Genomic DNA, 12,442 nt, shown 5'->3' on the forward strand with positions numbered 1-12,442 from the left:
TGCCCGGTACGCGAAGGCGGCCAGCAGTATCGGGAGGAACACGGCGGGCATCTGCACATCGGCCTCACCGGCGTGGAGCCGAGGGTGGAGGTCAGGCAGTACACCGGTGCGACGGTGGAGATCCCGGGGACGGCGCTGCCCATCAACCCGACGGAGTTCCCGCCGAGGCCCTTCTCGCGTACGCCGCCGTCGGCCGGGGCGCTTCCCCGTACCGTGTCTCCGGCCCGCGGCCCCGCGTCCAGCTCGGTCAACACCCGCTGGACGCGGCAGCGACTCCTCGGCGGCGTGGGCCGCCGCGAGGTCCGGGCGGATGCCGTGACGGTTCCTTCCGCCTCCTCACCCGGCCGCACGGCCTCGTCCGCGGCCTCCTGGTTCCGGGCGTGGCCGAGCACCACGTCGGAAGCGGACCCGGCTACTGCTTGCGGTACAACTCCTCGATCTCGGCGTCGAAGTCCCGCGTGATCGCGTCCCGCTTCAGCTTCAGCGACGGGGTGAGGTGACCGCTCTCCTCGGTGAAGTCCTGCGGCAGGACGGTGAACTTACGGATGGACTCGGCGCGCGAGACGAGCCGGTTGGCCTCGTCGACCGCACGCTGCAGCGCGGAGCGCAGCTCCTCGTCGTGGACGAGCTCGGACAGCGGGACGTCCGTCTTCTTCCGCATCCGGCGCCAGTGGGCGAGACCGTCCGGCTCCAGGGTGATCAGCGCGCTGATGAACGACCGGTTGTCCCCGACCACCATGCACTGGCTGACCAGCGGGTGGGCGCGCAGCCAGTCCTCCAGCGGGGCGGGAATGACGTTCTTGCCGCCGGACGTGATGATGATGTCCTTCTTGCGGCCGGTGATCGTCAGGTAGCCGTCCTCGTCCAGCGCTCCCAGGTCACCCGTCGGGAACCAGTCGCCGCCCGGATACGGCGTGGCCTCGCCGCGCTCGGTGTCCCAGTAGCCCTGGCAGACCTGGCCACCGCTGAGCAGGACCTCGCCGTCGTCCGCGATCCGCACGGCCGCGCCCGGCAGCGGCCAGCCCACCGTGCCCAGGCGGGGCTTGAGGGGCGGGGTGACCGTGGCTGCCGCGGTGGTCTCGGTCAGGCCGTAGCCCTCGAAGATCTGTATGCCCGCCCCCGCGTAGAACGCGGCGAGCCTCCTCCCCAGCGGGGATCCCCCGCAGATCGCGTACCGGACGCGGCCGCCCAGCGCGGCCCGGATACGCCGGTAGACCAGCGGGTCGTACAGGGCGCGGGCGGCGCGGAGCCCGGGGCCGGGGCCGGGGCCCGTGCCGTGTTGGGCGGCCTCGACCGCCTCGCCGTAACGCTGCGCGATCCGGGCCGCGCGGTCGAAGGACGAGACACGGCCCATCTTCTCGGCCGTGGCGCGGCCGGTGTTGAAGACCTTCTCCAGGACGTACGGAATGGCCAGCAGGAACGACGGCTTGAAGCCGGCCAGATCCGCGAGCAGGTCCTCCGTCCGGATGGACGGCGCGTGACCGAGCCGGACCCTGGCGCGCATGCAGCCGATCGCCACCATCCGCCCGAAGACATGGGAGAGCGGCAGGAACAGGAGGGTCGACGCGGGGTACTTCGACAGGGACGTGAAGACCGGATGGAGCAGCTCTATGGCGTTGTCGACCTCGGCGAAGAAGTTCCCGTGGGTCAGGACGCAGCCCTTGGGCCGGCCCGTGGTGCCCGAGGTGTAGATGAGGGTGGCGGGGCTGCCCGGTTCCAGGGCGGCGCGACGGGCGGCGACGGCCGCGTCGGGTACGTCCTTGCCGAGCGTCTTCAGCCGGCTCACCGCACCCGTGTCGAACGTCCAGAGGTGCGTGAGGTCTCCGAGCTGCTGCCGCTCGTGGCTGACCAGCCGCTCCTGCTCCTTCGTCTCCACCGCGCACGCGACCGCTCCGGAGTCCTGGAGGATCCAGCGTGTCTGGAAGGCCGAGGAGGTCGGGTAGATCGGCACGGTGACCAGCCCGGCCGTCCAGGACGCGAAGTCGAGCAGCGTCCACTCATAGGTCGTACGGGCCATGATCGCGACCCGGTCACCACTCTGCAGGCCCTCCGCGATCAGGCCCTTGGCGACGGCCTGGACCTCGGCGGCGAATGCGGCGGCGGTCACGTCCTGCCAGCTGTCGTCGGCCTGCTTGCGGCTGAGGACCGCCTCGGAGGGGGCCTCACGGGCGTTGTCGAAGGGGATCTCGGCGAGCGAGCCGCTCCGCACGGTCGGCGCGAGCGGCGGCACGGAGACTTCCCGTACGGTGCCGTCGGCCGACCTGACCTTGGTCGGTTCGACCAGGACGGGAACGGCGGGTACGGCGGCGGGGGCGGGCGTGGACACGAGCGGCTCCTCGACGTGGGGTCCGGCGGCGATGCTGGGTGCGTGAGGTCGTTCACATACGGATGGGTGGCGGGTGGCGGGGGGATCCCGGCTGCGGTCAGGGACGTTCCAGGATCGCGGTGACTCCCTGGCCGCCCGCGGCGCAGATCGAGATCAGGCCCCGGCCGGGCACGCCCCGCTCCGCGAGGAGCTTGGCCAGGGTCGCCACGATCCGGGCGCCCGTCGCGGCGAAGGGATGGCCGGTGGCGAGGGACGATCCGACCACATTCAGCTTGTCCCTGTCGACGGGTGCGAGCCCCTGCTTCTCCCAGGACGCCAGGGTGGCGAGCACCTGGGAGGCGAAGGCCTCATGGATCTCGAAGAGGTCGAAGTCCCCGACGGTCAGCCCGGCCCGCTCCAGCATGCGCGGTACGGCGTACGCGGGCGCCATCAGCAGCCCGTCCTCACCGTTGACGTAGTCCACGGCGGCCGTCTCGTACAGCGACAGGTACGCCAGCGGTTCCAGCCCCCGCGCCTCCGCCCACTCCTCGCTCGCCAGCAGCACGGTCGCCGCGCCGTCGGTGAGCGGGGTCGAATTGCCCGCGGTCATCGTCGCGTCGGCGTGCCCGGCGCCGAACACCGGCTTCAGCGTGGCGAGTTTCTCCACCGTGGAGCCGGGGCGCAGATTCTGGTCCCGGTCCAGGCCGAGATACGGGACGACGAGGTCGTCCAGGAAACCGCGCTCGTACGCCGCGGCGAGCCGCTGGTGGCTCGTGGCTGCCAGCAGGTCCTGGTCCTCGCGGGCCACGCCCCACTTCCGGGCGGTGACCGCCGCGTGCTCGCCCATCGAGAGACCGGTGCGGGGCTCGGCGTTGCGCGGGATGTCCGGGACGAGATGGCCGGGCCGGACAGCGGCCAGCGCCTTGATCCGGGCGCCTGCCGACTTGGCGCGGCGGGCCTCCAGCAGGGTCCTGCGCAGCCGGTCGTTGACCCCGAGGGGTGCGTCGCTCGTGGTGTCCGCGCCGCCCGCGATCGCCGAGTCGACCGCGCCGAGCGCGATCTTGTTGGCCGCGGCGACGACGGCCTGCAGCCCGGTGCCGCACGCCTGCTGGATGTCGTACGCCGGAGTGCGCGGGTCGAGGGCCGATCCCAGGACGGTCTCGCGGGCCAGGTTGAAGTCCCGGCTGTGCTTGAGGACCGCACCGGCGACGAACTCGCCGACCTGCTGTCCCCGCAGGCCGAAGCGCTCGACGAGTCCGTCCAGTGCGGCGGTCAGCATGTCCTGGTTCGACGCCCGCGCGTACGGGCCGTCGGAACGGGCGAACGGAATACGACTGCCACCGATGACCGCGACCCGGCGCGGCTGCGGAAGTGCGAGGGGAATCAACTCGACCAGCTCATCTCGACAACTCCTGACCCCTGAGTAACCTTACTCTGGAGTAAATCTACGACCGAGCAGGAGTCCAGACAATGGCCGACCGCTATCTGCACTTCACCGGCACCGCACCCGGCCGCTTCCTGACCCGAAGGCTCGGCCTGCCGCAGCCCACGCCGCTGCGCCGCTGGACGCTGGAAACCCCGTCCCTCGACGGGCCGTTGCTCCACCTCACCGCAGGTAGCTCCGACCGCTCCGACGCGCTCGGCCCGGTACTCGCGGCAACCGGGCTGAAGGTCACCGACCAGGCCGAACGCCCGGCCGCCGTCGTCCTGGACGCCACCGGCGTCACCACGGCCGCCGGACTCGCCGCCGTACACGCCGCTCTCCACCCCGTCGTACGGTCGCTGGCCACCGGTGGCCGCGTCGTCGTCCTCGGCACCACCCCGTCCCCCGACGACCACCACCAGGCGGCGGCCCAGCAGGCACTCGAAGGCTTCGTACGCTCGCTCGGCAAGGAGATCGGACGGGGCGCCACCGCGCAGCTGCTGCGGCTCGCCCCCGGGGCGGGCGCCGCCTCGGCCGAGTCCACCCTCCGCTTCCTGCTGTCCCCCCGCTCCGCGTACATCAGCGGCCAGGTCGTCGAACTCACCGCGGACGCACCCGGCGAGGTGGCCGACTGGGCGGCACCCCTGTACGGGCGCACCGCGCTGGTCACCGGCGCGGCCCGCGGCATCGGCGCGTCCGTCGCCTCCGTCCTCGCCAGGGACGGCGCCCAGGTGATCTGCCTGGACGTCCCGCAGGCACAGGAAGAGCTCGTCCGCACCGCCGACCGCCTCGGCGCCACCGCCCTGCCGCTGGACATCACCGCGTCCGACGCCGCCGAACTGATCGCCGCGGCCGTCCCCGACGGTCTCGACGTCCTCGTCCACAACGCGGGCATCACCCGGGACCGCCGGCTCGCCAACATGCCGGCCGACCGCTGGGCCTCGGTCATCGACGTCAACCTGGACAGCGTCCTGCGCACCACGGACGCCCTCATCGAGTCGGGCACCGTGCGCCGCGGCGGACGGATCGTCGCCACCGCGTCCATCGCCGGGATCGCGGGCAACAACGGTCAGACCAACTACGCGGCCAGCAAGGCGGGCATCATCGGCCTGGTCCGCTCCCTGGCCCCGCGCGCGGCCGCCGAGCACGGCATCACCGTCAACGCCGTCGCACCCGGCTTCATCGAGACGAAGATGACGGCCGCCGTGCCCCTCTTCATCCGGGAGGCCGGGCGCCGGATGAACTCCCTGTCCCAGGGCGGCCTCCCCGTCGACGTCGCCGAGGCCACCGCCTGGTTCGCCCAGCCCGCTTCCGGCGCGGTCAACGGCCAGGTCGTACGGGTCTGCGGCCAGAGCCTGCTGGGGGCGTGAACCATGACCGGCCTGAGCCTGTCCCTCGTCCGCGGAGCCGTCACCTCGCCCTTCAAACGGGCCGGGCGACCCGGCGCCACACTGCCCGCCGGCCGTGCGGTGCTCCCGCCCGCACGTATGGAGGTCGGGCCCCTCGCCGCGTACAGCAGGATCTGCGGCTACGCCGAATCCGGCCCGCTGCCGCTCACCTACCCGCATGTACTGGGCTTCCCCCAGGCCATGCGGGTGATGACGGGCCGCGACTTCCCGCTGCCGGTACTGGGACTGGTCCACACCTGGATCGAGATCACCGCGCACCGGCCACCGCAGCCGACGGACGCGTTCGAACTCACCGTGTACGCCGCTGAACTCACACCCCACCGGCGCGGCACGGAGGTCACGATGGTGACCGAGGCGCGGCTCGCGGGCGCGCTCGTCTGGGAGTCACGCAGCGGCTACCTGTCCCGGCACGCGACGGAAGCACCGGAGGCCCCTTCCCCGGCCCCGGCCCCGGCCCCACCCCCGGAGCTGCCCGCCGTGGCCGAGTGGCAACTGCCCGCCGATTTGGGACGGCGGTACGGGGCCGCTTCGGGAGACCGGAACCCCATCCACCTCCACCCCGTGACGGCACGGCTCTTCGGCTTCCCCCGGCCCATCGCACACGGCATGTGGACCGTCGCCCGCTGCCTGGCGGAAGCCGGGAGCGGGAACGACGCCGACGGGCCGGAGGGCCGGATCGTGGCCATGCGGGCGGACTTCAAGGCGCCCGTCCCGCTGCCCTCCACCGTCACGTACGCCGCCGACGACACCGCCTTCCAGGTGCGCGGCGGCGGCCGCGTCCACCTCACCGGCAGCCTGGTCCGGGAGGGCTGAGCCCCTCAGTCCCCCCGGGACTGCCAGCCGCGCCCGTGCATGAGGTTCTCCAGGCCCGCCCACGAGAAGTTCATCAGGGTGGTGGCGGCCTCCTTGGCCGAGACGCCAGGAGTGACGTTCGCCCACCCGGCGAGCGCCTCCGCCGCCCCCACCAGCGCCTGCGCGAGCCCCGCCACATCCCGGTCGGGCAGCGCGGGATCGCTGTGCGCCTCCCGCGCGGCCGCACCGATCAGACCCGTCACGAACGCAACGATCTCCTTCCGCAGCGCCCCGACCTCACTGACGAACGGCTCCCCGTGCGAGCTCGCCTGCTGGTGCAGCACCGCCCAGCCGTCCGGGTTCTCCGCGGTGTGCGTGAAGAACGCCCGCAGCCCCGACCACAGTTGCCCGTCCGCCGGAATTCCCGGCTCCACCCCCGCCTGCACGGCTTCCATCAGCGCTTTCGACTCGCGGCGGATGCACGCGGTGAAGAGCTCCTCCTTGGAATTCAGATACAGATAGACCAAGGGCTTCGACACACCGGCCAGTTCCGCGATCTCATCCATCGAGGCGGCCCGGTATCCGCGCTGCGCGAAGATCCGTACGGCCGCGTCCATCATCTGCTGCTCACGCACCGCGCGCGGCATCCGTTTGCTCTTCACTGCACTCACGTCAGACATCCCTCCCGCCCCCGCTGCGCTACTCCTCGGTAAGAGTACGGCGCGGCCTCGTCCGCCATCGTACGGACGGGAGATGGCCCGGCCACGATGGCCGGTTGTCGTCGTCCACCAGCCCCCGGGCACACAGGAGCGCCCCCGGACACGGAGTCCGGGGGCGCTCGGGTGCACGAAGGTTACGCCGTGACGGGAACGCCCTTCGTCTCCACGTCGCGCACCTCGGTCTCGGGCTCCTCGACCGGGGAGGCCGACGCCGAGTCGTACATGTCGTGGTCGAGGATCTTCTCGCGGGAGGCGACGATCACCGGGACCAGAGCCTGTCCCGCCACGTTCGTGGCGGTGCGCATCATGTCCAGGATCGGGTCGATGGCGAGCAGCAGGCCCACGCCCTCAAGCGGAAGACCCAGGGTCGACAGGGTGAGGGTCAGCATGACCGTGGCGCCGGTGAGGCCGGCGGTGGCCGCCGAGCCGATCACCGAGACGAACGCGATCAGGATGTAGTCGCCGATGCCCAGCTGCACGTCGAAGATCTGCGCGATGAAGATCGCCGCCAGCGCCGGGTAGATCGCGGCGCAGCCGTCCATCTTGGTCGTGGCGCCGAACGGCACGGCGAAGGACGCGTACTCCTTCGGGACGCCGAGACGCTCGGTGACCTGCTGGGTGACCGGCATGGTGCCGACCGAGGAGCGGGAGACGAAGGCCAGCTGGATCGCGGGCCAGGCGCCCTTGAAGAACTGCAGCGGGCTGACCTTGGCGACCGTGGCGAGCAGCAGCGGGTAGACGCCGAACATCACCAGGGCGCAACCGATGTAGACGTCCGCGGTGAACGTGGCGTACTTGCCGATCAGGTCCCAGCCGTAGTCGGCGATCGCGTAGCCGATGAGGCCGACGGTGCCGATCGGGGCGAGGCGGATGACCCACCAGAGGGCCTTCTGGAGGAGCTCCAGGATCGACTCGCTGAGGGCGAGGATCGGCTTGGCCTTCTCGCCGAGCTGGAGCGCGGCGATGCCGGCGACGGCGGCCATGAAGACGATCTGCAGGACGTTCAGCTCGGTGAACGGCGTGATGACGTCGGTGGGGATGATCCCGGTGAGGAAGTCGAGCCAGGAGCCGGCGTTCTCCGGCTTGGCGCCGTCCTTCGGGGTGAGGCCGGTCCCGGAGCCCGGGTTGGTGATCAGGCCGATCGCGAGCCCGATGGCCACGGCGATCAGTGAGGTGATCATGAACCAGAGCAGCGTGCGGGTGGCCAGCCTGGCGGCGTTGTTGACCTTGCGCAGGTTGGTGATCGACACCAGGATCGCGAAGAAGACGAGGGGCGCGACGGCCAGCTTCAGGAGCTGGACGAAGATGTGGCCGACCTGGTCGAGCGTGGTGTAGAGCCAGCTGACCTCGTAGCTGCGGGTGATCCAGCCGAGCAGGACACCGAGGACGAGACCGGCGACTATCTGCACCCAGAACGGGATGCTGGGCAGGCGGAAACCGGAACCGGACGGCTTACCGGCTTCGGTCTCGGCGGTGGGCGCGGGATTCGCGGACACGGGCACACTCCAGATGTGACGCATCGGGACGTACGGGAACAGACGTACGGTCGTGCGGTCGAACAGGGACGGGGTGCGGCGCCCGCGTCAAGGGCGGCGCCGCTGCATGATGCCGGTTCAGACGTTGCGGCAACAGGCCGCGGACATACAGCGGCAGAGATCGACATGCAGGCGCACCACGAGCGGGACGCCCAAGGCGTGGTGGGTGCGCACTGCTGTCATCATGTCGAATACGTTAACACTGCAACTTTGAGAACCTCAAAGGTCCACTTCTCGATCAACTCGGTCGACGGGACCCCCGGACACACCGAAACCCCGGTACGGGAGCGTCTGCTCCGGTCCGGGGCCTGGTTCGTACGGGTGCGGGTGTGAGGAACCTTACGCGGCGCCTACTGGGTGACGCTGTCCTCGCGGGTGCGGTTCGCCTCGAGCCTGACCTTGGTCCGGTCGACCGTCGAGACGAGCTGCTGGGACATCTCGTCGCGCTGCTTGCGCAGCAGGACGAAGCTGAGGGGCGCGGAGAGCAGCAGGCCGAGAAGGATGACCCAGACGGCGTTGGAGCCGCCGACGCCCGAGGGCAGGAGGCCGAAGTGGACCGCCACGCCGGCGATGAAGAAGCAGCCGACGAAAATCAGCAGGCGCATGGCGGTGTACCGGATCGTTGCGCTCGGCTTGGCAGCGGACACGGCTGGCCTTCTCTCTACGTCCGGCATTTCCTGCGGTCGTGCAGTCTGGGTTCGTGCCCGACCAGTGAAGCATGCCCCGAATTCGATCAGTTCGCAGGGTTGCCGTGGCGCCTCCGCCGAAGGCCGTGGCGCTTCTACCGGAAGAGCGGGAGCAGCATGATCACGTCGTCGCGGTCGTCGCCCTCGGCGACTCGGATGGCGTCCGGGACCCGGCCCACCTCCTTGTATCCGCAGGAGGTGTAGAAGCGGTCGGCCCCGGTGCCGCCGCGGCAGGTGAGCCGGATGGCCTCGATGCCCTCGATCGCCTTGGCGGCGTCGGCCGTGGCCGCCATCAGCGCGCGCCCGTAGCCCTTGCCCTGGTGGCGCGGGTGAACCATCACCGTGTAGGCGCCGATCCAGTGCCGCATGAGCCGGTGGGTGTTGCGGGTGAGGAAGGCGGTGGCGGCCACCGTGCCGTCCTCGTCCCGTCCGACGATCAGGTGGGTGCGGCCCTCGGCCATCCCCGCGAGGTGCTTGACGAGCTCGGGCCGGACCTCGTCATCGGTCACGGGCGGCAGGAAGCCGACGGCCCCGCCGGCGTTGCTGACATCGACCCAGAGCGCGGTGATGCCGTCCCGCAGGGCTCGGTCGAATGCGGGATCCACGTCAAATGTAAGCGCCATATGCGCAGATTAACCATTACGAGGAGTGTCCTTCAAGCCAGTGCCCTTCAAGCCGCGTCCACCACGCGAGAAAGCCCCGGCCGGGGACGGCGGGCCGGGGCTTTCCTACAGCGGGGCACCCGGGGCACCCACGACGGGCGCGGGGTGCCGGACGGGCGCTGCGCCTCAGACGCGCATCGGCTGGGGCGTCTCGCGCCGCCCGGCCTCGGGGCCCGGGTACTCGCGGAGGATCTCGTACCGGGTGTTGCGCTCCACGGGCCGGAAGCCCGCGTCCCGGATGAGGTCCAGCAGGTCCTCACGGCCGAGCTTGTTCGGGGTGCCGTAGTCGTCGGCGTCGTGCGTGATCTTGTACTCGACGACCGAGCCGTCCATGTCGTCCGCACCGTGCTGCAGCGCGAGCTGGGCGGTCTGCACACCGTGCATCACCCAGAACACCTTGACGTGCGGGACGTTGTCGAAGAGCAGCCGCGAGACCGCGAAGGTCTTGAGGGCCTCCGCGCCGGTCGCCATCGACGTCCGCGCCTGGAGGGTGTTGCGGACCTTGCCGTCCTTCATGTCCACGAAGTCGTGCTGGTAGCGCAGCGGGATGAAGACCTGGAATCCGCCGGTCTCGTCCTGCATCTCCCGCAGCCGCAGCACGTGGTCGACGCGGTGACGGGGCTCCTCGATGTGCCCGTACAGCATCGTCGCCGGGGTCTTGAGACCCTTCTCGTGCGCGAGACGGTGGATGCGCGACCAGTCCTCCCAGTGGGTGTTGTGGTCGACGATGTGCTGGCGGACCTCCCAGTCGAAGATCTCCGCGCCGCCGCCGGTCAGCGACTCCAGACCGGCCTCGATCAGCTCGTCGAGGATCTCGGAGGCCGAGAGCCCCGAGATCGTCTCGAAGTGGTGGATCTCCGTGGCGGTGAACGCCTTGAGCGCCACCTCCGGCAGGGCTTCCTTGAGCGCACTGAGGGAGCGCGGGTAGTAGCGCCACGGCAGGGTCGGGTGCAGCCCGTTGACGATGTGCAGCTCGGTGAGGTTCTCGCCCTGCATCGCCTTCGCGAGCCGGACGGCCTCCTCGATGCGCATCGTGTACGCGTCCTTCTCGCCCGGCTTGCGCTGGAACGAGCAGTACGCGCACGACGCGGTGCACACGTTGGTCATGTTGAGGTGGCGGTTGACGTTGAAGTGGACGACGTCGCCGTTCTTCCGCGTACGCACCTCGTGGGCCAGCCCGCCGAGCCATGCCAGGTCGTCGGACTCGTAGAGCGCGATCCCGTCCTCGCGGGTCAGCCGCTCGCCGGCCCGGACCTTCTCCTCCAGCTCGCGCTTGAGTCCCGCGTCCACTACGGCGCCTCCCATATCTCCATGTGACAGATCCGGCAGCCCACGGTACTCCCCCACCCTTCGGGCGGCGGGACCCCCGTCGCCTCTCCGCGTCACGCCTCCTCGGGGAGCTCCCCGACCCGGTTCTCCCACTTGGTGGAGAGCACGACCGTCGTGCGGGTGCGGGAGACCCCCCTGGTGCCGCTGAGCCGGCGGATGGTCTTCTCCAGTCCGTCCACGTCACCGACCCGCACCTTGAGCATGAACGAGTCGGCGCCCGCGATGAACCAGCAGTCCTCGATCTCGGCGAGGTCCTTCAGCCGGTGCGCGACGTCCTCGTGGTCGGCGGCGTCCGAGAGGGAGATGCCGATCAGAGCGGTGACGCCGAGGCCCAGCGAGGCGGCGTCGACGGTCGCGCGGTAACCGGTGATGACCCCGGCGGTTTCCAGCCGGTTGATGCGGTCGGTGACGCTGGGCCCGGAGAGCCCGACGAGCCGCCCCAGCTCGGCGTACGAGGCCCTGCCGTTCTCTCTGAGGGCCTGGATGAGCTGCCTGTCCACCGCGTCCATGTGACTGAAACCTTCCATTGTTCAGCAGTACCACGAGTTTACGTGTAGAATCTAAGGCGCAACAGGGTCAAGCCCTGTGAATCTTTCCCATCATCCAAGAAACGCTTTCGAATCTTCAGGAGTGACCTTCACCGTGTACTCGATCGAGATGGCCTACGCCCGGATGCGTGAGCTGCAGGACCTGGCCAACCGCTCGCGTGCCCACCAGCCCGCCGCCGCCCACCGGGTCGACCGCACCCGCACCCCGCGCGTGAACAGGAAGAAGCGCTGACCCCACCGGTTCAGCCCCGGGAGGCGCCACCGAGCTCCCCTTCCCACCGGCGGTACAGCTGGTGCGGCACTCCCGCCGCGTCGAGCACCCGCCCGGCGACGAAGTCCACCAGATCCTGGATGTGCGTCGCCCCCGCGTAGAACGCCGGAGAGGCGGGCAGCACCACGGCGCCCGCCTCGTCGAGCGCGACCATCTGCTTCAGCGTCTGGCCGCTGAGCGGAGTCTCGCGCACGGCCACGACCAGCTTCCGCCGCTCCTTGAGCGTCACGCTCGCGGCCCGCTGCAGCAGATCCTTCGAGAGCCCGAGCGCCACCCCGGCCACACAGGCCGTCGACGCCGGGACGATGAGCATCCCCTTCGCCGGGTACGACCCCGAGGACGGCCCGGCCGCCAGATCGCCTGCCGCCCAGTGGCGCACGTCACCGGTGCCCGCCGAGAAGGTGTCCGTACCGACGGCGTTCATCCGGAAGGTGTCCGTCCGGAAGGTGTCCGGCTGCCCGTCCGCACCCCGCGCCAGCCAGCTGCGCAGGTCCTCCTGCCAGTGGGCGTCACGGAAGGCGATGCCCGTCTCGTCCAGGAGCGTCAGCCTCGACGCACGGCTGACCACCAGATCGACGCTCTCCCCGGCGGCCAGAAGTCCGCGCAGCACCGAGGCCGCGAAGGGTGTGCCCGATGCGCCCGATACCCCGACAATCCAAGGCCTGCGCTGCTGTTGACTCACTGAAGTCCCGGCTCTCACACCTCCGAGCCTATCCGGCGCCCTGCTCAAGGAACTGAGCCAGGGGCTCCGGGCGTTGCACCG

At 70.5% G+C, this 12,442-nt stretch carries 13 protein-coding genes and 1 pseudogene; 4 read left to right on the top strand and 10 right to left on the bottom strand.

What is annotated here, in order from left to right; genetic code table 11:
* Window positions 1-3 precede the first annotated feature (3 nt).
* The 3 genes and pseudogenes from ACFYQ5_RS25860 to ACFYQ5_RS25870 form a co-directional block, all read right to left on the bottom strand.
* Window positions 4-251 (bottom strand): annotated as a pseudogene (locus ACFYQ5_RS25860) (amino acid transporter); the annotation flags it as partial.
* Between the two features lie 161 nt (window positions 252-412).
* Entirely contained in the window at window positions 413-2,326 is a 1,914-nt protein-coding gene (locus tag ACFYQ5_RS25865; RefSeq protein WP_389200838.1) for an AMP-dependent synthetase/ligase, read from the bottom strand.
* A gap of 97 nt (window positions 2,327-2,423) precedes the next feature.
* Complete coding sequence (locus ACFYQ5_RS25870) at window positions 2,424-3,701, bottom strand: acetyl-CoA C-acetyltransferase (protein WP_389200961.1); 1,278 nt, start codon at window positions 3,699-3,701, stop codon at window positions 2,424-2,426.
* Between the two features lie 74 nt (window positions 3,702-3,775).
* Between ACFYQ5_RS25870 and ACFYQ5_RS25875 the strand changes: the two genes are divergently transcribed.
* Together ACFYQ5_RS25875 and ACFYQ5_RS25880 are read left to right on the top strand one after the other, a co-directional pair.
* A complete protein-coding gene (locus ACFYQ5_RS25875; protein ID WP_389200840.1) occupies window positions 3,776-5,098 on the top strand; it encodes a 3-oxoacyl-ACP reductase in 1,323 nt (440 codons plus the stop codon).
* Between the two features lie 3 nt (window positions 5,099-5,101).
* Window positions 5,102-5,950, top strand: a complete 849-nt coding sequence (locus ACFYQ5_RS25880; protein WP_389200841.1) for a MaoC family dehydratase — start codon at window positions 5,102-5,104, stop codon at window positions 5,948-5,950.
* A gap of 5 nt (window positions 5,951-5,955) precedes the next feature.
* On the opposite strand, the gene ACFYQ5_RS25885 is transcribed toward ACFYQ5_RS25880, so the two are convergent.
* A complete protein-coding gene (locus ACFYQ5_RS25885; RefSeq protein WP_389200843.1) occupies window positions 5,956-6,600 on the bottom strand; it encodes a TetR/AcrR family transcriptional regulator in 645 nt (214 codons plus the stop codon).
* A 182-nt stretch (window positions 6,601-6,782) separates the two neighbouring features.
* Entirely contained in the window at window positions 6,783-8,144 is a 1,362-nt protein-coding gene (locus ACFYQ5_RS25890) for a dicarboxylate/amino acid:cation symporter (RefSeq protein WP_389200844.1), read from the bottom strand.
* Between the two features lie 249 nt (window positions 8,145-8,393).
* Here ACFYQ5_RS25890 and ACFYQ5_RS25895 point away from each other — a divergent pair, with 249 nt between their 5' ends.
* Window positions 8,394-8,516 (top strand): hypothetical protein, encoded by a 123-nt coding sequence (locus ACFYQ5_RS25895; protein WP_389200845.1) that lies wholly within the window; start codon window positions 8,394-8,396, stop codon window positions 8,514-8,516.
* Between the two features lie 17 nt (window positions 8,517-8,533).
* Here ACFYQ5_RS25895 and ACFYQ5_RS25900 read toward each other — a convergent pair whose 3' ends face one another.
* The 4 genes from ACFYQ5_RS25900 to ACFYQ5_RS25915 all read right to left on the bottom strand — a co-directional run bounded on the left by ACFYQ5_RS25900 (window position 8,534) and on the right by ACFYQ5_RS25915 (window position 11,369).
* A complete protein-coding gene (locus ACFYQ5_RS25900) occupies window positions 8,534-8,830 on the bottom strand; it encodes a DUF4229 domain-containing protein (RefSeq protein WP_389200847.1) in 297 nt (98 codons plus the stop codon).
* Window positions 8,831-8,964: 134 nt separating this feature from the next.
* Window positions 8,965-9,492 carry a GNAT family N-acetyltransferase gene (locus ACFYQ5_RS25905; protein WP_389200849.1) on the bottom strand — a complete coding sequence of 176 codons (528 nt, stop codon included), beginning with the start codon at window positions 9,490-9,492 and terminating at the stop codon, window positions 8,965-8,967.
* 165 nt (window positions 9,493-9,657) lie between these two features.
* Entirely contained in the window at window positions 9,658-10,821 is a 1,164-nt protein-coding gene (gene mqnE / locus ACFYQ5_RS25910; RefSeq protein ID WP_104786756.1) for an aminofutalosine synthase MqnE, read from the bottom strand.
* Window positions 10,822-10,913: 92 nt separating this feature from the next.
* The gene (locus ACFYQ5_RS25915; protein WP_389200851.1) at window positions 10,914-11,369 is read right to left on the bottom strand and encodes an Lrp/AsnC family transcriptional regulator; all 456 of its coding nucleotides are present in this window, start codon (window positions 11,367-11,369) and stop codon (window positions 10,914-10,916) included.
* A 121-nt stretch (window positions 11,370-11,490) separates the two neighbouring features.
* On the opposite strand from ACFYQ5_RS25915, the gene ACFYQ5_RS25920 reads away from it, so the two are divergent.
* On the top strand, window positions 11,491-11,640 hold the full coding sequence (locus ACFYQ5_RS25920) for a hypothetical protein (protein WP_157841704.1): 150 nt from the start codon (window positions 11,491-11,493) through the stop codon (window positions 11,638-11,640).
* A 10-nt stretch (window positions 11,641-11,650) separates the two neighbouring features.
* On the opposite strand, the gene ACFYQ5_RS25925 is transcribed toward ACFYQ5_RS25920, so the two are convergent.
* Window positions 11,651-12,361: a UbiX family flavin prenyltransferase gene (locus tag ACFYQ5_RS25925; RefSeq protein ID WP_389200852.1), complete on the bottom strand. Its 711-nt coding sequence runs from the start codon at window positions 12,359-12,361 to the stop codon at window positions 11,651-11,653.
* Between the last annotated feature and the right edge of the window lie 81 nt (window positions 12,362-12,442).

Origin of the sequence: Streptomyces sp. NPDC005794 (assembly GCF_042871445.1) — a bacterium.
GTDB lineage: Bacteria > Actinomycetota > Actinomycetes > Streptomycetales > Streptomycetaceae > Streptomyces.